At 47.1% G+C, this 24,202-nt stretch carries 21 protein-coding genes; 6 read left to right on the forward strand and 15 right to left on the reverse strand.

Annotation, left to right across the window (positions count from 1 at the left end; genetic code table 11):
* Window positions 1–5 precede the first annotated feature (5 nt).
* The 10 genes from I4W93_RS05100 to gyrA form a co-directional block, all read right to left on the reverse strand.
* Window positions 6–1,730 carry a potassium/proton antiporter gene (locus I4W93_RS05100; protein ID WP_205310466.1) on the reverse strand — a complete coding sequence of 575 codons (1,725 nt, stop codon included), beginning with the start codon at window positions 1,728–1,730 and terminating at the stop codon, window positions 6–8.
* A 17-nt stretch (window positions 1,731–1,747) separates the two neighbouring features.
* A complete protein-coding gene (gene pyrF / locus I4W93_RS05105) occupies window positions 1,748–2,452 on the reverse strand; it encodes an orotidine-5'-phosphate decarboxylase (RefSeq protein ID WP_205310465.1) in 705 nt (234 codons plus the stop codon).
* 11 nt (window positions 2,453–2,463) lie between these two features.
* Window positions 2,464–3,600 carry a tetratricopeptide repeat protein gene (locus I4W93_RS05110; protein WP_205310464.1) on the reverse strand — a complete coding sequence of 379 codons (1,137 nt, stop codon included), beginning with the start codon at window positions 3,598–3,600 and terminating at the stop codon, window positions 2,464–2,466.
* A 3-nt stretch (window positions 3,601–3,603) separates the two neighbouring features.
* On the reverse strand, window positions 3,604–3,846 hold the full coding sequence (locus I4W93_RS05115) for a LapA family protein (protein ID WP_205310463.1): 243 nt from the start codon (window positions 3,844–3,846) through the stop codon (window positions 3,604–3,606).
* 40 nt (window positions 3,847–3,886) lie between these two features.
* Complete coding sequence (gene ihfB, locus I4W93_RS05120) at window positions 3,887–4,171, reverse strand: integration host factor subunit beta (protein WP_134054744.1); 285 nt, start codon at window positions 4,169–4,171, stop codon at window positions 3,887–3,889.
* Between the two features lie 64 nt (window positions 4,172–4,235).
* Window positions 4,236–5,915 carry a 30S ribosomal protein S1 gene (gene rpsA / locus I4W93_RS05125; RefSeq protein ID WP_205310795.1) on the reverse strand — a complete coding sequence of 560 codons (1,680 nt, stop codon included), beginning with the start codon at window positions 5,913–5,915 and terminating at the stop codon, window positions 4,236–4,238.
* Window positions 5,916–6,026: 111 nt separating this feature from the next.
* The gene (cmk, locus tag I4W93_RS05130; RefSeq protein ID WP_205310462.1) at window positions 6,027–6,716 is read right to left on the reverse strand and encodes a (d)CMP kinase; all 690 of its coding nucleotides are present in this window, start codon (window positions 6,714–6,716) and stop codon (window positions 6,027–6,029) included.
* 145 nt (window positions 6,717–6,861) lie between these two features.
* Complete coding sequence (gene aroA / locus I4W93_RS05135) at window positions 6,862–8,142, reverse strand: 3-phosphoshikimate 1-carboxyvinyltransferase (RefSeq protein WP_205310461.1); 1,281 nt, start codon at window positions 8,140–8,142, stop codon at window positions 6,862–6,864.
* Entirely contained in the window at window positions 8,139–9,221 is a 1,083-nt protein-coding gene (gene serC / locus I4W93_RS05140) for a 3-phosphoserine/phosphohydroxythreonine transaminase (protein ID WP_205310460.1), read from the reverse strand. Before serC ends, aroA begins: the two co-directional genes overlap by 4 nt.
* Window positions 9,222–9,361: 140 nt before the next feature.
* Window positions 9,362–11,980: a DNA topoisomerase (ATP-hydrolyzing) subunit A gene (gene gyrA / locus I4W93_RS05145; protein WP_205310459.1), complete on the reverse strand. Its 2,619-nt coding sequence runs from the start codon at window positions 11,978–11,980 to the stop codon at window positions 9,362–9,364.
* 188 nt (window positions 11,981–12,168) lie between these two features.
* Here gyrA and ubiG point away from each other — a divergent pair, with 188 nt between their 5' ends.
* The 5 genes from ubiG (at window position 12,169) to I4W93_RS05170 (ending at window position 18,057) form a co-directional block, all read left to right on the forward strand.
* On the forward strand, window positions 12,169–12,879 hold the full coding sequence (ubiG, locus tag I4W93_RS05150; RefSeq protein ID WP_205310458.1) for a bifunctional 2-polyprenyl-6-hydroxyphenol methylase/3-demethylubiquinol 3-O-methyltransferase UbiG: 711 nt from the start codon (window positions 12,169–12,171) through the stop codon (window positions 12,877–12,879).
* 335 nt (window positions 12,880–13,214) lie between these two features.
* Window positions 13,215–15,500 (forward strand): class 1a ribonucleoside-diphosphate reductase subunit alpha, encoded by a 2,286-nt coding sequence (nrdA, locus tag I4W93_RS05155; protein WP_205310457.1) that lies wholly within the window; start codon window positions 13,215–13,217, stop codon window positions 15,498–15,500.
* Window positions 15,501–15,570: 70 nt separating this feature from the next.
* Window positions 15,571–16,701 carry a class Ia ribonucleoside-diphosphate reductase subunit beta gene (gene nrdB, locus I4W93_RS05160; RefSeq protein ID WP_173500827.1) on the forward strand — a complete coding sequence of 377 codons (1,131 nt, stop codon included), beginning with the start codon at window positions 15,571–15,573 and terminating at the stop codon, window positions 16,699–16,701.
* A gap of 3 nt (window positions 16,702–16,704) precedes the next feature.
* Window positions 16,705–16,959: a class I ribonucleotide reductase maintenance protein YfaE gene (yfaE, locus tag I4W93_RS05165; protein ID WP_205310456.1), complete on the forward strand. Its 255-nt coding sequence runs from the start codon at window positions 16,705–16,707 to the stop codon at window positions 16,957–16,959.
* Between the two features lie 72 nt (window positions 16,960–17,031).
* Window positions 17,032–18,057 carry a tetratricopeptide repeat protein gene (locus tag I4W93_RS05170; RefSeq protein ID WP_205310455.1) on the forward strand — a complete coding sequence of 342 codons (1,026 nt, stop codon included), beginning with the start codon at window positions 17,032–17,034 and terminating at the stop codon, window positions 18,055–18,057.
* Window positions 18,058–18,084: 27 nt separating this feature from the next.
* Here the strand turns inward: I4W93_RS05170 and I4W93_RS05175 are convergent, their stop codons facing one another.
* The 5 genes from I4W93_RS05175 to I4W93_RS05195 all read right to left on the reverse strand — a co-directional run bounded on the left by I4W93_RS05175 (window position 18,085) and on the right by I4W93_RS05195 (window position 21,623).
* Window positions 18,085–18,654 carry a YceI family protein gene (locus tag I4W93_RS05175; RefSeq protein WP_205310454.1) on the reverse strand — a complete coding sequence of 190 codons (570 nt, stop codon included), beginning with the start codon at window positions 18,652–18,654 and terminating at the stop codon, window positions 18,085–18,087.
* Window positions 18,655–18,671: 17 nt separating this feature from the next.
* On the reverse strand, window positions 18,672–19,220 hold the full coding sequence (locus I4W93_RS05180) for a cytochrome b (protein ID WP_224673272.1): 549 nt from the start codon (window positions 19,218–19,220) through the stop codon (window positions 18,672–18,674).
* 171 nt (window positions 19,221–19,391) lie between these two features.
* Window positions 19,392–20,306 (reverse strand): oxygen-dependent tRNA uridine(34) hydroxylase TrhO, encoded by a 915-nt coding sequence (trhO, locus tag I4W93_RS05185; RefSeq protein WP_205310453.1) that lies wholly within the window; start codon window positions 20,304–20,306, stop codon window positions 19,392–19,394.
* A gap of 94 nt (window positions 20,307–20,400) precedes the next feature.
* Window positions 20,401–20,931 carry a YaeQ family protein gene (locus I4W93_RS05190; protein WP_205310452.1) on the reverse strand — a complete coding sequence of 177 codons (531 nt, stop codon included), beginning with the start codon at window positions 20,929–20,931 and terminating at the stop codon, window positions 20,401–20,403.
* A gap of 50 nt (window positions 20,932–20,981) precedes the next feature.
* Window positions 20,982–21,623 (reverse strand): LysE family translocator, encoded by a 642-nt coding sequence (locus I4W93_RS05195; RefSeq protein WP_205310451.1) that lies wholly within the window; start codon window positions 21,621–21,623, stop codon window positions 20,982–20,984.
* A gap of 176 nt (window positions 21,624–21,799) precedes the next feature.
* Here I4W93_RS05195 and I4W93_RS05200 point away from each other — a divergent pair, with 176 nt between their 5' ends.
* Window positions 21,800–24,178 (forward strand): TonB-dependent receptor, encoded by a 2,379-nt coding sequence (locus I4W93_RS05200; protein WP_205310450.1) that lies wholly within the window; start codon window positions 21,800–21,802, stop codon window positions 24,176–24,178.
* Window positions 24,179–24,202 lie beyond the last annotated feature (24 nt).

Here is a 24,202-nt window from a genome sequence, read left to right on the forward strand (position 1 = left end):
CCGCGTTAGTTATTCACCGGTTTAATACCCACCTGCGTAGCTTCTCCAGCTTCATTAACCTGACGCACCGTTAATAACAGTTGGTCTAATTGCACCTGGTCGCCAATAACCACCCGGCGGTGGAAACGTTGGCCTATATAACCTGCCAGTGTCTGCTGTTTGTCCTGGCCGTCAAAGTTAATGGTATAAAAAGAGTCTAAATCACTAAGGCTAATGGCACCGTTAAGCACAAAATCACCGAAGAAGTTACTGTTAGTCAGCACCGATTTTTCTGCGTCGTTGGCTAAAACGTCACTAATTTTTTGTACGTGTTTTAGCTTTGCCATCACCATCAGCGTATCCCGGGCGTTAAATATCGGTTTTTTGTCCGGCAATATCCATTCGCCATCACGTAATACGCCTAAAAACTGGATTGGTTGCTTAAACTGCAAGTCCTGCCAGCTCAATGCCAGCACAGGTGAGCTATCAGTGACAGTAAACGCAAGCACTTCCATGACGTCGTTACTAGGCACTGCATCTAAAGGCATTGCTTGATCTGGTGCCAACTCTTTTGGAACTTCCAGTTTTAACCAGCGCGCAACCGGTACTATGCTCCAACCCTGGACAACTAAGGAAACAATAACGACGACAAAAGCAACATCGAAGTACAGATGTTCGTCCGGCATTCCTGCCAGCCAGGGAAATAGTGCCAAAATGATAGGCACTGCGCCGCGCAAACCAACCCAGCTAATAAATAATTGATCACGTGCAGGAAAGCGAAATGGGATCAAGCTGAAAAACACCGCTATGGGTCTGGCGATAAAAATTAAAATACCGGCCAATATTAATGCCGGTAACAGATGATTCATCAAGTTGCTGGGAACCACTAACAAGCCTAGCATTAGGAACATACTGATCTGGCTTATCCAAGCTAAACCATCGTGCATCCGCAGAATGTGGATGATTTGTGGCAAACGGGCGTTACCGACAAGATACCCCATTAAATAGACGGCTAAAAAGCCACTGCCACCCAAAGTGTTGGCGATAGCATAGGTAAACAAACTGCTAGCCACTGCCAGCAACGGAAAAAAAGCAAAACTTAAAGGCAGTTTCCGGCACAAAAATACAAATACACGCCCTGCTGCATAGCCTAGTACACCTCCAACAACGGCTTGTTGTAGAAAGCTGCGGCCAACATCCCAACTTAACACTTTACCTTCAGCCAACACCGCAACTAATGTCAGCGTTAACATAACGGCCATCGGGTCGTTACTCCCCGACTCTATTTCTAGTGTGGAAGCAACCCGGTCTTTAATTCGCAACCCCTGCGACTGGAAAATAGAAAACACAGCGGCAGCATCAGTTGAACTTAAAATTGCCCCAAGTAATAAACCTTGTAGCAGCGTCATATCGAGTAAGTAGGCGGCAGACAGACCGACAACACCGCAAGTTAACACCACGCCAACTGTCGCCAACATTGACGCCGGAGCAAGCGCAACGCGAAAGCGCTCCGGGTGCGTGCGCATGCCGCCATCGAACAAAATGATCACCAGCGCTATTGAGCCAATTAAAAATGCAACCTGGGGATTGTCAAACTGAATGCCAACCAAGCCTTCTTCGCCAGCTAGCATGCCAATGATAAGGAATATTAATAGCATAGGCGCGCCTAGGCGCGCCGAAATAAGCGTTGCTATAATACTTATTATAAAAAGAAAACCGCCAACTAATATTGCGAGGTTTATGCCATCCACCCTAACCTCCTAATTAATTAAGCGTTTGCTAGCTCCCGTACTATGGCGTCTAGTGCGTCCAACGGCTTTGCAGCCTTGGTAATGGGACGGCCGATCACCATATAATCGACGCCAACAGCTAAAGCCTGAGCCGGTGTCATCACGCGTTTTTGGTCGTCCTGGCTAGCATTGGCCGGACGAATACCTGGTGTAACCAAGCAAAAGGCGTTGCCAAACTGTTGTTTTAACAGTGTAGCTTCCTGTGCTGAACATACCACTCCATCCAAGCCGGCATTTTTGGTTAAAGCGGCCAATTTTAAAACCTGTTGTTCCGGTGTCAGGTTAATACCCAGCTCTGTTAAATCACTCTGCTCCATGCTAGTTAATACCGTAACTGCAATAAGATAAGGCTTATCAGTACCATAAGATACCAAAGATTCTTTTGCCGCGCCCATCATTTTACTGCCGCCACTGGCGTGCACATTAACCATCCACACACCAAGATCGGCGGCGGCTTTAACGGCTTTAGCCACAGTATTGGGGATATCATGAAACTTTAAATCGAGAAATACTTCAAAGCGGCGCTGTTGCAGCTCCTGCACAAACTGCGGACCAAAATGGGTGAACATTTCTTTGCCAACTTTTAACCGGCATAAGGCTGGGTCTAGCTGGCTGACCAGATTCAGTGCAGCGGCTTTTTGTTCAAAATCAAGGGCGACAACCACCCGGGTTTGACAAGACATGTGTTTTCCTTCTAACGACCATCAATACCGCGAATAGGCTCTACGCTTTCCCATTGCTGACACGACGGACACAACCAATAATGTTTGCGGGTTTTAAAGCCACAATTACGACAACTATATAAAGACTTTTTCTCCAGATAGGCGTTAACCAGCTCTTCAACTGAGGACAACACTTCAGCTGCAGGTGCAGACTGCTGCTGGCGTATTTGCAACAGCTGCTGAAATAGGCGGATCCCCGGTTGTTGTTTTAACTTATCCAGCAAAAATTGCTCAGCGGCAGTGTCTGAACCGTGCTCTGCCAACCAACGGGCTAATAACACTATTGCGCTGATATTGTGCTGTTTATTAGCTAACTGGCTAAGCAGCTGATACCACTCATCATCTGCCAGGCCACACTGTTGTAGCATTGGCAGTATTTCGGCACTCCACTGCGGTTTGTGTTGCACAATATACAAAAGTGCCGATTTTGCCAATTCCGGCTGTTGCCGGCTAATGGCCCATTGAGCCAGCTCATACTTAGGTCGGATAGCAGCCGGATAATGTTCTGCCAATTGCAGCAGCGCATCAGGTGTTTGCTGTGCTTGCGGTTTCAGCGCTTCAATTTGCATATTGGCCTGAGCAATACGCAACGAGCGCGATTCAGTATTATCTACTGCACTACTGTACTGCTGCGCTTTATGCCATTCGTGAGTAGCAATAAAAATACTGAATAATTGTTTTAATGCGGCTTCGGCTAATGCCGGTGATTTCACCAAATTAACCAACAGCTTTTCTGCTCTGTCGTATAAACCTGCAGAAAAATAATCTTTCGCCAATTCAAACTGGATTTGCTGTGCCTGTGGCTTGGGTAGCTTTAGTTGATGTAACTTTTCATGGATACGAATGGCTTTGTCCCAATCGCCCTTGCGACGAAACAAATTAGCCAGCGCCAGATAAGTTTCAATAGTAGCGGCTTCAATGTCCAACAGCTCCAACAACTGCTCTATGGCTTTATCTTCCTGGTCGGTGAGTAAAAAATTTAAACCAGAAGATAAGTTGCGGGTAATGTTGGCGCGGCCTTTCAGCTCTTTGTGCTTAACGCTGTTGCGGCCCATAAACCAGCCGTAGGCTGCTGCTACCGGTAATAACAAAAACAACAGCTCTAACATAAACTAGCTATTATCCGTTGATTTACGCAGCCAACCCTTAGCTTTACGTTGCAATGAATATAACAAAGCGATCATCAGGCCAAATGTGATGCCTAACAATAAAAATATCAGCGCTATATCGACAACTCTTAAACGAGCACTGACAATCAGAAGATTTAAATCAGCCATCTGCTGATTAATAGAACCAAACAGCACCCCTACTACAATCAGGGCTACCAATACGGCAATAAAAAGTAGTCTGCGCAAGGGAAACTCCGTTTACACCTGCAAACTCAATGAAATGAGATCAGGTATTGTCTTTTACGCGGTCACGTAACTCTTTGCCCGGCTTGAAATGCGGTACATATTTACCATCCAATTCAACCTTGTCGCCGGTTTTTGGGTTGCGACCTACACGTGGTGCACGATAATGAAGAGAAAAACTACCAAAGCCACGGATTTCGATACGCTCATTGCCTGCTAATGATTGTGCCATCTGCTCGAGGATTTCTTTAACAGAAGCTTCAACATCCTTGACCTGAATATGCGGGAAATCAGTAGCTAATTTTTCAATTAATTCAGACTTGGTCATAGACCCTCCGGCAAACCTGCTGTTGGATAAAGCAGGAGGCACAAGCCCCCTGCTTCGTTAGCAATTAATCCTGCTTTTTAGCAGCTTTAAATGCTTCGGCCATAGCGTTACCACCAAAATCAGCTTCTTGTTGATTGCTGTTGACAGTATCCATAGCTTCTTTTTCTTCAGCTTCGAACTTCGCTTTGATTGACAGGCTGATTACGCGATTTTTGCGATCAACACCCATTAAACGAGCTTCAATTTCTTCGCCAACTTTCAGTACTGTAGTGGCATCTTCAATACGCTCACGCGCGATATCAGATACTCGAACATAACCTTCTACCGCACCTTCTAACATCACAGTAGCGCCTTTAGCGTCAACGGCAGTTATTTCACCTTTAACGATAGCACCTTTTTTGTTGTCAGCAAGGTAGCCGTTGAACGGATCTTCGTCCAGCTGCTTGATACCTAAAGAAATACGCTCGCGCTCTGGGTCAACTTGCAGTACAACTGCGTGTACTTCGTCGCCTTTTTTGAAGTCACGAACCGCTTCTTCGCCGGTAGCGTTCCAGCTGATGTCTGATAAGTGAACCAGACCATCAATACCGCCGTCTAAGCCGATGAAGATACCGAAGTCAGTGATTGACTTGATCTTACCGCTAACGCGATCGCTCTTGTTAAAGCCCTTAGCGAACTCTTCCCAAGGGTTAGCTTTACACTGCTTCAGGCCTAATGAAATACGACGACGTTCTTCGTCGATTTCCAGCACCATAACTTCCACAGAGTCACCTAAGTTAACAACTTTAGATGGGTGGATGTTTTTGTTGGTCCAGTCCATTTCTGAAACGTGTACTAAACCTTCAACGCCTTCTTCGATTTCAACGAAACAGCCGTAATCAGTCAGGTTAGTTACGCGACCAGTGATGCGAGCACCTTCTGGGTAACGTGAAGCAATAGCTGCCCACGGATCTTCGCCCATTTGCTTCAGGCCTAAAGAAACGCGCTGCTTTTCGCGGTCGAACTTCAGTACTTTTACTGGAATTTCGTCGCCAACATTAACGATTTCGCTTGGGTGCTTAACGCGCTTCCATGCCATATCAGTGATATGCAATAAGCCGTCTACGCCACCTAAGTCAACGAATGCACCGTAGTCAGTCAGGTTCTTAACGATACCTTTAACTTCCATGCCTTCTTCCAGCGTTTCTAACAACTGGTCACGTTCATGGCTGCTTTCTGATTCAATAACGGCACGACGTGATACCACCACGTTGTTACGCTTTTGATCTAGTTTGATAACTTTGAACTCAAGTTCTTTATTTTCCAGGTGCAGAGTGTCACGCACCGGACGTACATCTACTAATGAACCAGGCAAGAATGCACGAATACCGTCAACTTCAACTGTGAAACCACCTTTAACTTTACCGGTAATAACACCGATAACAGTTTCTTTGTCATCACAAGCTTTTTCCAGGCGTACCCAGGCTTCATGACGTTTGGCTTTTTCGCGAGATAACAGAGTTTCACCGAAACCGTCTTCAATCGCATCTAAAGCTACGTCAATGATGTCGCCAACGCTTACTTCGATTTCGCCGCTCAGATTTTTGAACTGCTCAACCGGAATAGCGGCTTCTGACTTCAGACCAGCGTCAACCATGACGACGTCTTTCAGAACGGCTACAACAGTACCTTTAACAATGGCACCTGGACGGGTTTCGATGGACTTGAGGCTTTCCTCAAATAATTGTGCAAAATTTTCAGTCATATTCACTTTTTCAGTTAAGTGCGCCACAGAACATCATGTTCGTATGGGGTTGCTAAATTTACCTGTTTAATTCCATTTAACAGGCTGTCCAAAATGCGGTTTTGGCCTGGTTCACATTACAACTGGCAGTTTCATGCCCGCGTAATTCAGTACCTCTTCCAACACTTGTTCAATCGATTTATTGGTCGAATCCAGCATATAAGCATCTGCAGCCGGCTTTAGCGGCGCTGTGGCGCGGTTTATATCACGCTCATCTCTAGCTTGGATTTCGCTCAAAAGGTCGCCGATGTTAACATCAAAGCCCTTTTCTTTCAACTCTAAATAGCGCCGCCTGGCACGCTCTTCCGCTGTAGCTGTTAAAAATATTTTAACGTCTGCCTGAGGGAAAACAACTGTACCCATATCGCGACCATCTGCAACTAAACCAGGCGATTCAGCAAATGCCCGCTGCCGACGCAACAGCGCTTCACGCACCCGTGGCAAAGAAGCAATTTTTGATGCTAACGAACCAACTTCTTCAGTACGGATAGTATGTGATACGTTCTCGCCTTCCAAAGTAATGCGCACATTACCTTGTTCATCACAGCTAAACTGTACATCCAAATGAGCCGCTAACGGTTGCAGTGCTTCTTCATCATCACAGGCAATATTATGATGCACAGCCGCCAACGCGAGTACACGGTAAATAGCGCCACTGTCGAGTAATTGCCAGCCTAGACGTTGCGCCAGTAAGCGGCAAATTGTACCTTTACCAGCACCACCAGGGCCATCTATGGTAATTACTGCTGCAGAGTGTGGCATCCTACCCCCTTCAAAACTACTGGTTAATCCAATTTCAAAACCGCAGTATTATACAGCTTTTCGCAACAATATCTGTGTTTAATTCAGATAAAACCAAGTAAAGACGCGCAGCCGGAAGGCTACGCGTCTGGATGATTTTTGTTATTTAACAAGCCAGTTGCTGAAATAAACTGAAATAATGTGGAAAGGTCTTCGCCGTACAATCCGGATCTTCAATGGTAACGGCGGTATTGCTAAGCGCCACCAGTGAAAAACACATCGCCATGCGGTGATCGTTGTAGGTCGCAATACTAGCGTGCTGAAGCTTAGCCGGCGGCGTTACTTTAATGTAATCGTGCCCTTCTTCTACTTCAGCGCCCACTTTTCGAAGCTCAGTAGCCATAGCAGACAAACGATCGGTTTCTTTTACCCGCCAGTTATACACATTACGTATAATTGTAGGCCCTTTGGCAAATAGCGCTGTGGTGGCGATAGTCATGGCGGCATCCGGAATAGCATTGTAATCGCGGTCTATACCGTTAAGCTGGTTACGGGTAACCATAATATAGTCATCACCCCATTCAACCTCAGCGCCCATGGCCTCCAGCGCATCGGCAAAGTGAATATCACCCTGTACGGCATGTTTGCCAATACCGGTGACTTTTATACTGCCACCTTTAATGGCAGCTGCGGCTAAAAAGTAGGATGCCGATGAGGCATCACCTTCAACCAGCCAATGGCCGGGCGAGCGGTAAAGCTGATTACCCTTGATACTGAAACGCTTGTAATCATGGTTTTGTACAGTAACACCAAAACGCTGCATTAATGCCAGGGTAATATCTATATAGGGTTTGGATACCAGCTCGCCAACAATGTCTATTTCGCTATTACCAGCTAATAGCGGTGCTACCATTAATACAGCGGTTAAAAACTGACTGGAAATACTGCCGTCAATTTGCACGTTGCCGCCCTGCAGCGCGCAGCCTTTAATGTGCAACGGCGGAAAATCTTCGCTACCGGTATAGCGAATATCTGCCTGCCATTGGCGCAACGCATCAACTAAATGGCCAATAGGCCGCTCGTACATACGTGGCTCGCCGGTTAGCGTAACATCGACGGTGGACGCCGCCAGTGCCGCAGTAAGTGGGCGCATTGCGGTACCAGCATTGCCGAGAAACAGGGTCAATGGCTGCGGATGGTTAAATAAACCGCCAATACCCTGTACCTGGCACTGAGTGCGACAAGCAGACAATTTATAATTGATACCCAGCGCTGTTAACGCATTGAGCATATGCTTAATATCGTCGCTATCAAGCAAGTTGGTGATGTAGGTGGTACCTTCAGCTAGTGCTGCCAACAGCAATACACGATTAGAAATACTTTTTGAGCCCGGCAAATGCACTTCACCGGCGACTTTAGCAATAGGGTTTAAGGTTAAGGTTTTCATCCGTTTACCCGCTCAAATTCCTGCATAAAACTCACCAGCGTTTGTACGCCTTCTATTGGCATAGCGTTGTAAATACTGGCCCGCATACCGCCGACCATACGATGGCCCTTTAAAGCCAGCAAACCATGCGCTTCAGCCTGGTCGACAAACATATCGTTTAAACGCTCGTCGCCCAAGAAAAACGGCACATTCATCCACGAGCGGTATTGTTTATCAACGTCGTTACTGTAAAAATCGCTTTTATCAATATAATCATACAGTAAGTTAGCTTTTTTCTGGTTACGCGTAGCTGTTTCGGTAACGCCGCCTTGCTGTTTTAACCATTTAAATACCAGCCCAGCCAGATACCAGGCAAAGGTTGGCGGCGTATTAAACATGCTGTCGTTTTCTGCAGCTAAACGATAATCGAGTACTGACGGAATAAGTGCATCTTTTGCCGGCAATAAATCTTCACGCACTATGGCCAGGGTTAAACCAGACGGGCCTATGTTTTTTTGTGCGCCGGCATAAATCACGCCATAGCGGCTGACATCAATTGGTCTGGATAAAATAGTCGAGGATAAATCGGCGACGATTGGGCTGTTAGTATCCGGCAAAGCGGTAAATTCAACACCGTCTACAGTTTCGTTCGGACAGCAATGTACATAAGCTGCGCCAGCGGTTAATTGCCAGTCATTGGGTGCTACAACAGTACGAATGCCGCCCGGGCTTTTTTGGCGGATATCCTGTGACTTAATATTGCCGTATTTTACCGCTTCTGCGACTGCCGATTCAGACCAGGCGCCAGAGACAATATAATCAGCTCTCTGGCCTGGCTTTAATAAATTAAGTGGCACTGCGGAGAACTGTCCCCGGCCACCACCGTGCATAAACAGCACTTTATAGTTAGCTGGTATATCGAGTAAATCACGTAAGTCCTGCTCAGCCTCCGCTGCAACGCGAATAAATGGCTTGCTGCGATGGCTCATCTCCATTACCGAACAGCCATGTTGTTGCCAGTTAATAAATTCCTGTTGCGCCTGCTGCATTACCTCTACCGGCAACATTGCCGGGCCGGCACAAAAATTAAAAGTGGTCATTTTTACTGCGAGCTCCTGATTTAACATTTCAATTCAACTGGCTTGGTTGTATTACTGCTGCCGGCTTAACGCCGATCTTTTTAATTCAGGGTTGATAAAAAGCAAAACGAGCGCATAAGCGCCCGTTTTATGTTCAGTTGTTACTCTTCTTCATCCTGGGCTAACTGAGTATCCGTCAACACCGTGCTGGTGGCCTTTTCTGCCTCAGCGGCGGCTAACTCTTCCGCATCCTGAATTTCGTCTACTTTAGCCACACCAACGACTTTTTCGTTATCCGCGGTACGGATAAGAATAACGCCCTGTGTGTTACGGCCCACTTCTGATACTTCATTAACGCGGGTACGAACCAGAGTGCCCTTGTTGGAAATCATCATAATTTCATCCAACTCGTTCACTTGTACCGCACCTACCACCAGGCCGTTGCGCTCAGACACCTTAATTGATACCACGCCCTGGGTAGCACGGCTCTTGGCCGGGTATTCACTTAACGAGGTTCGCTTACCATAGCCATTTTCTGTTACGGTAAGTATAGGGCCTTCACCGTTTGGAATGATTAGTGATACTACCGAGCCACCTTCACGCAGTTTGATACCGCGAACACCGGTGGCCGTGCGGCCCATGCCGCGCACCTGATCTTCAGTAAAGCGCACTACTTTACCGTCATCCGAGAACAGCATAATTTCGTTGTTGCCGTCGGTAATACCCACACCAATTAAGCGGTCACCGTCGTTCAGGTTAACGGCAATAATGCCGTTTGAACGCGGCCGCGAGTATTCAACCAAGGAGGTTTTCTTCACCGTACCGTTAGCGGTAGCCATAAATACGTATTTGTCCGCTTCGTACTCACGTACCGGCAGAATAGCATTAATACGCTCGCCCTCTTCCAGCGGTAGTAAGTTAACAATTGGCTTGCCACGCGCGGTGCGGCTGGCCAGCGGTAGCTGATATACCTTCATCCAATACAGACGACCACGGTTAGAGAAACATAAAATGGTGTCGTGTGTACTGGCAACCAGCAATTTATCAACGAAGTCTTCATCTTTTACTGTAGTGGCCGCTTTACCTTTACCACCACGGCGCTGGGCCTCGTAGTCAGACAATGGCTGATACTTGGCGTAGCCCAGGTGCGACAAGGTTACCACCACGTCTTCTTCGGTGATTAAGTCTTCCATATTGATATCCAGCATATTGTCCTGGATATCAGTGCGCCGTGCATCGGCATACTGGGCTTTAATGGCTTCTAATTCTTCGCAAATAACTTCCATCAAGCGCTCCGGGCTACCCAAAATATGCAGTAACTCAGCAATCAGCTCTAACAGTTGCTTGTATTCATCAAGAATTTTCTCATGTTCAAGCCCGGTTAGCTTATGCAAGCGTAAATCCAAAATCGCCTGAGCTTGTTGTTCAGTGAGGAAATACATGCCATCACGAATACCAAAATGCTCTTCCAGCCACTCCGGCCGCGCTGCATCTTTACCAGCACGTTCAAGCATGCCACTAACGTCGCCTAACAGCCAACCGCGGGCCACTAAGCCGGCTTTGGCTTCTGCCGGGCTGGCTGAGTGTTTAATCAGCTCAATGATTTCATCTATGTTGGCCAGCGCTATGGCTAAACCTTCGAGGATATGCGCACGGTCACGGGCTTTACGTAAGTCATACACGGTACGACGGGTAACCACTTCACGCCGGTGCAGCACAAAGCATTTCAGCATTTCAATTAAGCTAAGCAGCTTAGGCTGGCCTTGATCCAACGCCACCATATTGATACCGAACACCGTTTGCATTTGGGTATTGGTATACAATTGATTCAACATTACATCGGTAGACTCACCGCGTTTAAGCTCAATAACAATACGCATACCGTCTTTATCAGACTCGTCGCGCAGCGCCGAAATCCCTTCGATGCGTTTTTCTTTTACCAACTCGGCAATTTTTTCAATTAAACGGGCTTTGTTAACCTGATACGGAATTTCGTTGACGATAATGGCTTCACGGCCGGTTTTTTCGTCAGTTTCTACCGAAGTTTGGGCGCGGATATACACCTTGCCCCGGCCGGTACGGTAGGCTTCTTCAATACCTTTGCGACCATTTATAATAGCGGCAGTTGGGAAATCCGGGCCAGGGATATACTGCATCAGCTCGTGTAGCTCTATATCCGGGTTAGCAATTAACGCTAAGCAGCCATCGATAACTTCAGTTAAGTTATGCGGCGGAATATTGGTTGCCATACCAACAGCGATACCGCTTGAGCCGTTAATCAGCAAATTAGGTAGCTTGGTTGGCATTACTGCAGGTATTTGTTCAGTGCCGTCGTAGTTAGGCACAAAGTCGACGGTTTCTTTGTCTAAATCGGCCAGCAACTCGTGAGCAATGCGCGCCATTCTAACTTCTGTATAACGCATAGCGGCTGCAGAGTCGCCATCAATTGAACCGAAGTTACCCTGGCCGTCTACCAGCATATAACGCAGTGAAAATGGTTGCGCCATCCGCACGATAGTGTCGTATACCGCGCTATCACCATGTGGGTGATATTTACCGATAACGTCACCTACTACACGGGCAGATTTTTTATAGGCTTTGTTCCAGTCATTGCCCAGTTCCTTCATCGCGAACAGCACGCGGCGGTGTACTGGCTTCAAACCATCCCTTACGTCCGGTAAGGCGCGGCCAACAATGACGCTCATTGCGTAATCGAGATACGAATTTTTTAATTCGTCTTCGATATTAATAGGAACTATTTCTCTGGCCAGATCTGTCATAAAACGCTAATTTCCCTTAAAATCAGATAGATAACTCGCTTTTGTCGATGTTATAAAGCGCGAGACAACGCAGGATTCTAACACAGAAAATCCCGCTTGCCATGCCCCAAATGCAACGCAAAGTAAGCTTCGGCATTGCCCAAATGGATCAAGGCTTTATAATGCGCAAAAACTAACGAGCATGCTATATGACTGCAGATATGAATGTTGATGCCGGCGAAATTGCCAAGTTTAACGATATTGCCTCGCGCTGGTGGGACCCAAGCGGCGAATTTAAGCCACTGCATTTACTTAATCCAGTGCGGTTAAGTTACATTAGCGACGAACTGCAGGGCTTGTTCGGCAAAACAGTTATTGATATCGGTTGTGGCGGCGGTATTTTGGCTGAAAGTATGGCACGCAGCGGCGCCAACGTTACCGGGCTGGATATGGCCGAAGACTCGCTTAGTGTAGCGAAGCTGCACGCATTGGAAGCCGGTGTAGAGGTTAATTATCAACAAGCAACCGCCGAACACTATGCGCAAAGCCATGCGTCACAGTTTGATGTGGTTACCTGCATGGAGATGCTGGAACATGTTCCGCAACCTATGTCCGTCGTGCAAGCCTGTGCCGACTTAGCCAAACCCGGCGCCACCTTGTTCTTTTCTACCTTAAACCGCACGCGTAAAGCCTGGTTGCTGGCTATTGTCGGCGCCGAGCAGGTGCTAAAGCTGGTTCCCAAAGGCACACATGAATTTGATAAATTTATTCGCCCCTCAGAGCTGATGCGGTTTATTGAGCAAGCCGGTTTAGACCTGGTTGACGCAACAGGCCTGCACTATAACCCGCTACAGCAGAGCTTTAAAATCGGCCCGGGCGTCGATGTTAATTACATTGTGGTAGCACGCAAGCCAGCTTAAATGTCAACAGTGGTTAAATTAGCAGCATTTAAATAGCTGTCGGCTATTAAAAAAATATTGATAGAACAAATAAATTTAACCGGAAAAAAAGCTTGCTTAAGGCAGGCTTTCACCACCACACTACTGCCGCGGTTAGCAGCTACTAACCGCTAATTCAGTCGTTAAATTCTAATGAATTACCTCCTTGCAAAAAAGCCGGATCCACTCTATCTTGTGATCACTTTCTTAAAAGCATCTATATGTTGTGTAATTAAGCAACAATAGCTGCCGCTAAAATGGCCGTGCGCTACATGGCTGACGATAACAATATATAACTGAAACGGAAATCTGCCGCGATGACTCAATCTCTTTTCGTCACTAAACGTGATGGCCGCCGTGAACCTTTGGATCTGGATAAAATTCACCGCGTTATTACCTGGGCCGCCGAAGGCTTATCTAATGTGTCGGTATCTCAGGTTGAGCTGAAATCACATATTCAGTTTTATGATGGTATAAAAAGTGAAGACATTCACGAGACCATTATTAAAGCCGCAGCAGATTTAATTTCGAAAGACACGCCAGATTATCAGTACCTTGCTGCCCGGCTAGCGGTGTTCCATTTACGCAAAAAAGCCTATGGCCAATTTGAACCACCGCACCTGTACGATCAGGTGGTGAAGATGGTTGAAGCTAAGCGCTACGATCAGCACATTTTAGCCGATTACAGCCGTGACGAGCTGGAGCAGATGAACAGCTTTATCGACCATAGCCGCGATTTAAACTTCAGCTACGCTGCCGTTAAACAGCTGGAAGGCAAATATCTGGTGCAAAACCGCGTAAGCGGCGAAATATACGAGAGCGCCCAGTTCCTGTATATGTTGGTAGCCGCCTGTTTGTTTGCTAACTATCCTAAAGCCACGCGGTTAGATTACGTGCGCCGTTTTTACGACGCTTGCTCGTTGTTTAAACTGTCACTGCCGACACCGATTATGTCCGGCGTGCGTACCCCTACCCGCCAGTTCAGCTCTTGTGTGTTGATTGAGTGCGGCGACAGCCTGGATTCAATCAATGCTACCTCCAGTGCCATTGTAAAATACGTTAGCCAACGTGCCGGTATCGGCATTAACGCCGGCCGTATTCGTGCGCTGGGTAGCCCTATTCGCAACGGCGAAGCGTTTCACACCGGCTGTATTCCGTTTTATAAGCATTTTCAAACAGCAGTTAAAAGCTGTTCGCAAGGCGGTGTGCGCGGCGGCGCGGCTACACTGTTTTACCCGTTGTGGCATTTGGAAGTGGAGTCTTTGCTGGTACTGAAAAATAACCGTGGCGTGGAAGAAAACCGCGTACGCCATTTAGACTACGGCGTGCAGTTTAACCGCCTGATGTACACCCGGCTGATTAAAGATGACTACATAACACTGTTCAGCCCATCTGATGTACCCGGCTTATATGATGCATTCTTTGAAGATCAGGAAAAGTTCGAACAGTTGTATGTTAAGTATGAAGCCGATACGTCTATCCGCAAGAAGCGCTTAAAAGCTCTAGAGCTGTTTACCCTGTTTATGCAGGAGCGCGCCAGTACCGGCCGTATTTATCTGCAAAACGTCGATCACTGTAATACCCACAGCCCGTTTAATCCGAAGTTAGCCCCGGTACGCCAGAGCAACCTGTGTCTGGAAATCGCCTTGCCAACCAAGCCGATGAACGATGTAAACGATCCTGAAGGTGAAATTGCGCTCTGTACGCTGTCAGCGTTTAACTTAGGCGCGATTGAAGATTTAAGCGAGTTAGAGCCGCTGGCTGAATTGGCCGTACGCTCACTGGACAGTTTGCTGGATTACCAGGACTACCCTATTCCGGCCGCGTTTCATGCCTCTATCAGCCGTCGCACCCTGGGTGTTGGTGTCATTAACTATGCCTACTATCTGGCAAAAAACGGTGTGAAATACTCTGACGGTTCAGCCAACGGTTTGACGCACCGTACTTTTGAAGCGATTCAGTATTATCTGCTGAAGGCATCAAACAAGCTGGCACAGGAATTCGGCGCTTGTCCTAAGTTTAACGAAACCACTTATGCTCAGGGCATACTGCCGATAGACAGCTATAAGAAAGACCTGGATAAAGTGTGTAGCGAGCCGCTGATGCTGGATTGGGAACAACTGCGTAAAGAGATTCTCAGCCATGGTTTGCGTAACTCAACGTTATCGGCATTAATGCCGTCTGAAACTTCGTCGCAAATTTCTAATGCCACTAACGGTATTGAACCACCGCGCGGCCATATCAGTGTTAAAGCCAGTAAAGACGGTATTTTAAAACAGGTAGTGCCGGAATATGAGCGGCTGAAAAACCAGTATGAGCTGTTATGGGATATTCCGAACAACAGCGGTTATATCGCGCTGGTGGCCATTATGCAGAAATTTATCGACCAGACCATTTCGGCTAACACCAATTATGATCCGAACAAGTTTGACGGCGGTAAAGTACCAATGAAGTTATTGTTGCAGGATTTACTGTCAGCATACAAATTGGGGGTAAAAACCATGTACTACCACAATACCCGTGACGGCGCTTCAGATGTTCAGGAAGACATCAAGCCCGAAGCGGAAGACGACGGCTGTGCCGGCGGCGCCTGTAAAATTTAATAGTTAACTAAACGGGCTACTAATGTGGCCCGTACTTTGTAATAAATCCCTGTTAGGACGATAAGTGGCAATGGCGTACACAACCTTTAACCGACAAATAAATGATCAGATGAAAGAGCCGATGTTCTTCGGAAATCCGGTGAACGTTTCACGCTATGATCAGCAAAAATATGGCATTTTTGAAAAACTGATCGAAAAACAACTGAGCTTTTTCTGGCGGCCGGAAGAAGTCGATGTCAGTAAAGATCGGATTGACTACCAAAACCTGCCGGAACACGAAAAGCATATTTTTATCAGCAACCTTAAGTACCAAACGTTGCTGGACTCGGTACAGGGACGCTCGCCCAATGTGGCCTTTTTACCGATAGTGTCGTTGCCGGAACTGGAAACCTGGATTGAAACCTGGGCTTTTAGCGAAACCATTCACAGCCGCAGCTATACCCATATTGTGCGTAATATCAGTGCTGAGCCACATAAAGTGTTCGACGACATTATGCTCAATGAACGTATTTTAGAACGTGCTGACGATGTTACCCGCTACTATGATGCTCTAATCGACGGCATAAACCTGTATCAGCGCTGTGGTGAAGGCACACATACTATTAATGGCCAAAGTCACAGCATCAGCCTGTACGAGTTAAAACGCCGCTTATATTTGTGTGTTATGTCGGTAAACGTGCTGGAAGCAATCCGCTTTTACGTTAGCTTTGCCTGTAGCTTTGCCTTTGCTGAACGCGAATTGATGGAAGGCAACGCCAAAATTATCCGTCTGATCGCCCGCGATGAAGCGCTACATTTAACCGGCACCCAGCATATGCTGAACATTATGGCCGCCGGTGATGACGACCCGGACATGGCGAAGATTGCCAAAGAATGTGAAGAAGAAGCGTACGCCATTTTCCGTAAAGCCGCTGAGCAGGAAAAAGACTGGGCAGAATATTTATTTAAAGACGGCTCAATGATCGGCCTGAACAAAGATATCCTTTGCCAGTATGTAGAATACATTACCAACAGCCGGATGCAGGCTATTGGCATGAAAGCCATTTTCTCTACCACGCAAAACCCTATTCCGTGGATCAATACCTGGTTGGTATCAGACAACGTACAGGTAGCCCCGCAGGAAGCTGAAATCAGCTCTTATCTGGTTGGCCAAATTGACAATGAAGTTGATGGTGGCGACTTCGGCGATTTCGATCTTTAAGCAATGCTCAGTATAACCATTCATGGCGGTGTTACCATCAATGTCGATGGTAACCAACGCTGTATACTGGACACGCTGGAGCAGCATAAGTTACAAGTAAACTATCATTGTCGGGAGGGTTATTGTGGAGCCTGTCGCTGTAAATTGCTCAGCGGTAACATCAGCTATACCAATGAACCCCTGGCATTTGTGCGTGCCGGAGAATTTTTACCCTGCTGCAGCGTATCATTGTCAGATATCATCATCGAGATCCCTTAACGCCAATGATAATATCTGTGCTTCGTTCAAATATGGTTATGCCCTAACGCCAATCACTGAAGGAATATATTCATGAAAGCCCTACTGTTTCTGATTGCCTCCAGTTTGGCCCCGGCAGATATAAGCCATTACGAACAGTTGTTGGCAAAATCGCAGTTTACTGAGCTCGAGCACCAACTCGTGCAACAACCTGACTATAAACAGCATGATGCTCTGTTAGTAATCTATGCCAAGGCACTGATTAGTCAACAACGGCTAGAAGATGCCAATACACTGCTAAATTATGCCGTTGAGCAATTCCCAGCAAATAGCGAGCTGAATTATCTGGCAGGGTTAAGCAAAATACGTTTAGCCAGCAGTGGCAACGTATTTGCAGCAAAAGATCGTGCTGCACGTGGTATCGCGTTACTAAAACAGGCCGTTAGCATTAAACCAGACCACTTTGCCGCACGCCAGGCATTGATCGATTTCTATAGTATTGCTCCCGCTGCTGGCGGTGGTGATAAAGAATTGGCGCAGGAAATGGCGCAACAATTAGCCCAAGATAACCCCGCCCAAGCGTTGTTAGCACAAAGCCGAATTTTATTGAATGAAAAAAAGCCGACAGAAGCCTTGGCTCTGCTGGAAAAAATGATGCCTACGCCGCCAACAGCTCGTTTGCTATCGCGCAAGGCGCAGCTCGAAAATGAACTGGCTAACTATCCGGCTGCGTTTGTTAGTTACACGCTTGCTGCAGAGTACGCTAGCGATTTAACCGAAAAGTACAATGCTCTGTATCACATTGGCCGCCTTGCTGTTATTGCAGACCAAGATGCCAGCCTTGGCATAAAGGCGCTACAGCAGTATGTCGAGTTTTATCAGGACAGTGAAAATAAAACCCTGCCGTGGGCAAAATTACGCTTAGCACAATTAATGTATCGCACTGGTGATAATTTTGAAGCGTCATTATTGGTCAGCAGTTTGACCAATGTTCAGGTTGAAGAGGAGGAGTTTAATCTTATTCTGCTAAGTCTATTAAGCGCACTAAAACCAAAACCAGAAACTACAGCAGCACCGAAGCAAGAACCTTCAGTAGCGAGTCAGCAGGACATCGATTGATCCCCTGCTAATTCAGTTTATTGACGCTTACTTGCGAATACCCTCTACCGTTAAATCTAACTGAACAGTGGAGGACGCAGGTCCCAGATCCATTTTAATGTCAAAGTCTTTCAACGATAATGTTGTTGTACCAGCAAAACCAGCACGGTAACCACCCCATGGATCTTTACCTTCACCCAGTTTCTCTGCTGCGATCACCACTTCTTTAGTCACGCCGTTTAACGTCAACTTACCGTGTAAATCGAAGGTTTCGCCGGCCTTAGGCACAATTTTAGTGCTGACAAAAGTCGCTTTAGGGTGTTTGCTCACATTTAAAAAATCGCCGCTGCGTAAATGTTTATCGCGCTCTGCGTGGTTAGAATCAACACTGGCGGTATCAATGGTCAGCTGAATTTTTGCGTCGGTCAGTTTATCAGCGTCATAGCTGAAATCACCGGAAAAGGTGTTAAAGCGACCGTACAACCAGCTGTAGCCCAAGTGACTTATTTTAAACTGGACAAAAGCGTGTGCGCCCTGAGTATCTATTACGTAATCTGCCGCCTGCGCCGGTAAAGTCATCATCGCTGCTACAGACGCAGCTAACAGTAATTTTTTCATAGTAAACTCCAATAATGTTAAGGTTTACGGCCAAACATACGTTTGAGCGTGTGGTCTCTGTCAATATAGTGATGTTTTAATGCCGCCATGCCATGCAACACTGCAAGTGCTATCAGGCTGTAAGCAACGTATTCATGTACCAGGCCGGCAATATCGGCTTGATTAGTAAATAATGCGCCTAATGCCGGCACATCAAACCAACCAAATACTGCAATAGCCCGGCCATCTTCAGTAGAAATCAAATAGCCACTTATCACCATCAGCAAAATGCCTACATATAAACAACACTGTACTATGGCAGACGTTTTTTTCTCCCAACGCCGGTGTGAGTCAAGTGCTGCCGGCGGCGGGCTGTACCAGCGCCACAACAGCCGCACTAGCATTACTATCGCCAGTAAAATACCTGTGCTTTTATGCCAATGTGGTACTGTACGGTACCACTGACTGTAATAGTTAAGATCTACCATCCAGAAGCCCGCAGCAAATAAGCCAAATACGCTAATCGCTACCAGCCAATGCAGTAAAACACTGACGACGCCGTAGTGAGATTGTGAATTTTTATACATAATTTCTCCTGACTGCCGACGATAATAACGCTAATTAATAAAACTAAAATCGCATTTTTATCGTCTTTATATTCTATTAAATAGAACATTTAGCCTAAAGAGGGTAAACAGCAGGTAAAAATTAAGCCAGCATGTTGCTGGCTTCAGTCGTGATGGCGTTATCCGCGAACTTTATTCAAATTTACCGTCGCGAATATGTTTTTCACCGCGTTGTTTTGCCAGTTCTACCTGGCGCTGGCGCTCCGCAAAGGCGGCTTTTTGCTCGTCAGTGGTTTTATCATGGCAATGGGGGCAGCTTAAGCCCTTAACGTAATGCTCAGATGCCATTTCTGCTGCTGATAGCGGCATACGGCAAGCATAACACTGATCGTAACTGCCCTGCTCCAGGCCGTGTTTCACCGCCACGCGCTGATCAAACACAAAGCATTCGCCCTGCCATAAGCTGTTTTCTTGTGGCATTTCTTCCAGGTATTTTAAAATGCCGCCGTCAAGGTGATATACCTCGTCAAAGCCCTGCTCTTTTAAAAACGCAGTCGATTTTTCACAGCGGATACCGCCGGTACAAAACATGGCGACTTTTTTATGTTTGGCTTTATCTAAATTGTCGGCTGCCCACTGCGGGAACTCACGAAAAGTGGTGGTATTAGGATTAACGGCATTTTTAAAGCTGCCGATAGCGACTTCGTAATCGTTACGGGTATCAATAACAATGGTGTTGGGATCGCTAATCAACTGATTCCAGTCTTCGCCTTTAACATAGCTACCAACAATATGCGCCGGGTTTATCCCTTCAACGCCCATGGTCACAATTTCTTTTTTCAGTTTGACTTTGGTACGGTAAAACGCCAACTCATCAGACAAGGATTCTTTGTAGCTCATGCCGTCAAAGCGGCTGTCAGCATCCAGCCAGGCCTTTACCGCATCTACACCGGCACGTTCACCACAGATGGTGCCGTTAATGCCTTCCTCTGCCAGTAGTAAGGTGCCTTTAACTTTGTTAGCGACCATGTAGTCGTACAAGGAATCGCGCAGGGTAATATAATCGGGTAAACGGACAAACTTATATAAAGCAGCAACTACGTACATAACCTACCTCTTGCAACGACGGACCGTAAATCCGTAGCAATATTAAAATCGGGCGTATTATAACGTTCAGAACAAACAAGGCAAGACCACAATGCTAATGTGGGTTTTTAATAAGCGGGGTCAGATCCAGCTGTAGCATTTGTTCCCCATTGGTTACTGACAATAGCGGTTCTTCGCGCCAAACACTTAACTGCATATGGCCTTTTAGCATCAGACAAAATTCTTCCAGTTGCGCCTGATTCAGGGTGAAAATGCGTTGATTTGGCGGCTGTGGCCAATGCATGGCTTTGTCGGTTTCCTGCTCGTCCAACACGAGAACCACTTGATCAGCTAAATGAGCGGCGCGTTGCAAGCGTTTTTCCGGCAGTAACTCCAATTGACACCATAAGGAAAAATGTTGCTGGCTATCCTGCACGTATAAATCGGGTAACTTGCCATTAGAGTCTTCTTTGGCAAACAGCGGATGCTGTTCATACAGACTTAAATAGGCTAGCAAACGTTTGGCAAAATGTTCAGCGCTCTCGCCATGCCAGGGAGAAACATAATGCCGCTGCTGCTGATAAGCATGACTGACATCACAGCTGTAATTCAGATCCAGACGGATCACTTTGCAGGCCATTTGCATTTGCCCTACTCCTGATCGCTAACCGCATTAAACAGCGACGTGCTCAAAGTTTAGTTGCTAAAACTGCTGACTACCAAATGCATAGCCAATGCCAACAATAGCAAGCCCATAATACGATCAAACCAATAGCCTTTAAGCAGTAAAAAAGCCCTTACTTTTTTATGTGTTAGCAACATGGATAACGCACAGAACCAGGCCGCGGTAGCAACCGCCATATAAACACCATAAATTATTTTGTAAGACAGTGGTGTAATTGGCGAAATAATGACCGCAAACAACGATAGAAAAAATAGCGTGGCCTTGGGGTTTATACCATTAGTAATAAAACCGGCCATAAAGGCTTTTCGAGCTGATGGCACAGCATCAGCGGCACTACCTGCTATAACATGCTCCGGATGCTGTGGTGCTTTGCTGCGCAGTGCCATTAAGCCGATATAGGCCAGATAGATAGCCGCAGCTAAACTTAATACTTTAAATAACCAGGGGGTGGTTTGGATAAGTACCGCTATCCCCACCAACGACCAGGTAACGTGTAACAGAATAGCGACGCCAATACCAATACTGGCAGCCAAGGCTTGCTGCCGGCCAAAACGCACCGCGTAGCGCAGCACTATGGCAAAATCAGGTCCCGGGCTTGCCACAGCCATCAGATGCACCAACGCAATTAACATAAACTCTGGCCAAAAACTCATAACGCTAAACCCACACAGAAAAAACAACCATTCTAATAACGTAGTACCCAGTTATGCCAGCAGTTAATCGCGCCGCGTCACCGTTTTATCCTTTCGCTATTATGCTGGCTTGCCGCGCTCAGATAATTCTGTAAAATGTTATAACATCACGCATGCTGCAATTAAAAGGAAACCCAATGCGCAGTTTATCTGCTTTACCACGTTACAGCCTGTTAGCGGCTCTGATTAGTCTGACGTTTAGTGCTTCAGCTCAGGATCCTGCACAGCGCTACGACGGCGTAATTACCGATACTCAGGGGCAACCACTGAAAAATGCCCGCGTTCACATCCATGGTCGCCAGCAATATGTCTATGCTGACGAACAAGGCCGTTTCAGCATTCAGGCGCCTGCCAATGCAGAATTGCATGTTTCTGCTGCCGGCTACGGTGATAGCTTTGTTACGGTGAAACCAGCACAACCACAACTGAATATTAACCTTACGCCAGGTGGTATCGAGCGCATTGTGGTTGCCGCCTCCGGTATTCATAAATACAACCTTGAAATGGCCACACCGGTATCGGTACTTACCGGTGAAGAGCTAAGCCGGCGCACCGAGCCTACCATCGGCGAAACCCTGAAATATGAGCCAGGCGTACATGCCAACTACTATGGCCCGGTGGCATCAAGCCCGGTGATTCGCGGTTTAGACGGCCCGCGCGTGCGTATTTTAAATAACGGCCTGGACACGGCTGACGTATCACGTATCGGGCCTGATCATGCAATCAGTGCCGATGCCATTACCGCACAGCAAATTGAAGTTCTGCGAGGCCCGGCAACCTTACTCTACGGCAGTGGTGCTATCGGCGGCGTAATTAACGTGGTGGATAACCGTATTCCGCGCCAGTTGCGTGCTGACAGCGAAACTAAACTGGAAACCCGCTACGTTGATGTATCTGATGAAAAAACCGTGGCACTGAACCACGAAGGCAGCAGCAACAATATCGCCTGGCATGTTGATGGCTTTAACCGTGACGCAGCAGATTATAATGTGCCCCGCTTCAGCAACGATGAAGGCGAAACAGCCACCCGGCTGGAAAACTCATGGACAAAAAGCAATGCGCTGAACGGCGGTTTAAGCTATATCGGCGACCGTGGCTTATTTGGCTTCAGCATTGGCCGGTTGGAGTCTGATTACGGTATTCCGGGCCATCATCACCATGAAGATGAGCACGAAGAAGAGCATGAAGAAGAGCATGATGCACAGGATGATGAGCATGCACATGAAGATGAAGGTGTTTTTGCTAAGTTAAAGCAAAATCGCCTCAGCATGGCCGGTGAATGGTATACACCGTTTACCGGCATTGAAACCTTAGCTTTTAACGCTGCTTACACTGATTATCAGCATCAGGAAATTGAAGGTGGCAGCGTAGGCACCACCTTTAAAAATAAAGCACTGGAGAGCCGTCTTAGCCTCGAGCATGAGGAACTTGGTGGTTGGCATGGCCTGGTCGGTTATCACTTACAGCACGCAGATTACCGAGCGTTTGGCGAAGAAGCCTTTACTCCCGACAGCGAAACCTTGTCACACGCGATATTTGTGTTGGAAGAAAAGCAGTTCGGTAATATCTCCGCCCAGTTGGGTGGCCGTATTGAACATACCACACACGACGCAACAGGATTGACCATCGGCCATGATACCGACATTACCCTCCCTGTATCTGACGACTTTACTGCCGTTAGTGCATCAGCCGGTTTAGTGTGGGAATTTGTACCAGGTTTTTCCTGGGCCCTGGCGCTTAGCCGCTCAGAGCGGGCACCGGGCGCTGCAGAACTGTATTCAAACGGCGCACACATCGCTACCAGCAGCTATGAGTTAGGCATGCGCTATCAAATACACGATGGCGAAATTGAGCTATCAGAGCAGTTGTCTGAAAAAGAGACAGCCAACAATGTCGATATTACCTTTCGCAGCTTTAAAGGCGATTTAAGCTTTACCTATAACTTCTTCTACAACAAGGTGCACAACTATCTGTATCTGGCTGATACCGGCCTGACTATGGCAGATTTAGCGCATGACGAACATGAAGAGGAACATGCTGACGCTGAACATGACGCTCATGAAAGTTTTGCGGTGTATCAATACCAGCAGCACGATGCCACGTTATACGGGCTGGAATTTGAAGCACGTTACCGGCTGGATGCAGCGCAATCTGTTAACGTCTTTGTTGATACCGTGCGGGCGAAACTTGATGGTGGCGATTACCTGCCACGCATTCCGCCCTACAAAACCGGTGTAGGTTATCAGTATAACGGTATCAGCTGGAGCGCTGACCTTGGTGTAACACGTTACGCCAAGCAGAACAAAGTGGCCGCCAATGAGACACCAACTAAAGGCTATACCCTGCTTGATGCCAGCCTGAACTACGACTTTAGCTTGTCGCAGCTGGATATAACGGCGTTTTTACGCGGCACGAACCTGACAAACGAGTTGGGCTTTGTCCACAGCTCCTTTATTAAAGCCAATGCACCGCTGCCGGGTCGTGCAATAACGCTCGGCCTGCGGGCAACCTTCTGATTAAGCTGCGCCCGGCTTAGCCGG

Origin of the sequence: Rheinheimera maricola (assembly GCF_016918075.2) — a bacterium.
Classification (GTDB): domain Bacteria; phylum Pseudomonadota; class Gammaproteobacteria; order Enterobacterales; family Alteromonadaceae; genus Alishewanella; species Alishewanella maricola_A.

What these genes read in the sequence shown, in the direction of transcription:
- I4W93_RS05190 (WP_205310452.1), bottom strand. Translation starts at nt 20,931, where the DNA reads ATGCAAATGGCCTGCAAAGTGATCCGTCTGGATCTGAATTACAGCTGT.
- trhO (WP_205310453.1), bottom strand. Translation starts at nt 20,306, where the DNA reads ATGTACGTAGTTGCTGCTTTATATAAGTTTGTCCGTTTACCCGATTAT.
- I4W93_RS05170 (WP_205310455.1), top strand. Translation starts at nt 17,032, where the DNA reads ATGAAAGCCCTACTGTTTCTGATTGCCTCCAGTTTGGCCCCGGCAGAT.
- I4W93_RS05200 (WP_205310450.1), top strand. Translation starts at nt 21,800, where the DNA reads ATGCGCAGTTTATCTGCTTTACCACGTTACAGCCTGTTAGCGGCTCTG.
- rpsA (WP_205310795.1), bottom strand. Translation starts at nt 5,915, where the DNA reads ATGACTGAAAATTTTGCACAATTATTTGAGGAAAGCCTCAAGTCCATC.
- aroA (WP_205310461.1), bottom strand. Translation starts at nt 8,142, where the DNA reads ATGAAAACCTTAACCTTAAACCCTATTGCTAAAGTCGCCGGTGAAGTG.
- serC (WP_205310460.1), bottom strand. Translation starts at nt 9,221, where the DNA reads ATGACCACTTTTAATTTTTGTGCCGGCCCGGCAATGTTGCCGGTAGAG.
- nrdB (WP_173500827.1), top strand. Translation starts at nt 15,571, where the DNA reads ATGGCGTACACAACCTTTAACCGACAAATAAATGATCAGATGAAAGAG.
- gyrA (WP_205310459.1), bottom strand. Translation starts at nt 11,980, where the DNA reads ATGACAGATCTGGCCAGAGAAATAGTTCCTATTAATATCGAAGACGAA.
- I4W93_RS05110 (WP_205310464.1), bottom strand. Translation starts at nt 3,600, where the DNA reads ATGTTAGAGCTGTTGTTTTTGTTATTACCGGTAGCAGCAGCCTACGGC.
- cmk (WP_205310462.1), bottom strand. Translation starts at nt 6,716, where the DNA reads ATGCCACACTCTGCAGCAGTAATTACCATAGATGGCCCTGGTGGTGCT.
- yfaE (WP_205310456.1), top strand. Translation starts at nt 16,705, where the DNA reads ATGCTCAGTATAACCATTCATGGCGGTGTTACCATCAATGTCGATGGT.
- I4W93_RS05180 (WP_224673272.1), bottom strand. Translation starts at nt 19,220, where the DNA reads ATGTATAAAAATTCACAATCTCACTACGGCGTCGTCAGTGTTTTACTG.
- nrdA (WP_205310457.1), top strand. Translation starts at nt 13,215, where the DNA reads ATGACTCAATCTCTTTTCGTCACTAAACGTGATGGCCGCCGTGAACCT.
- ubiG (WP_205310458.1), top strand. Translation starts at nt 12,169, where the DNA reads ATGACTGCAGATATGAATGTTGATGCCGGCGAAATTGCCAAGTTTAAC.
- I4W93_RS05195 (WP_205310451.1), bottom strand. Translation starts at nt 21,623, where the DNA reads ATGAGTTTTTGGCCAGAGTTTATGTTAATTGCGTTGGTGCATCTGATG.
- pyrF (WP_205310465.1), bottom strand. Translation starts at nt 2,452, where the DNA reads ATGTCTTGTCAAACCCGGGTGGTTGTCGCCCTTGATTTTGAACAAAAA.
- I4W93_RS05175 (WP_205310454.1), bottom strand. Translation starts at nt 18,654, where the DNA reads ATGAAAAAATTACTGTTAGCTGCGTCTGTAGCAGCGATGATGACTTTA.
- ihfB (WP_134054744.1), bottom strand. Translation starts at nt 4,171, where the DNA reads ATGACCAAGTCTGAATTAATTGAAAAATTAGCTACTGATTTCCCGCAT.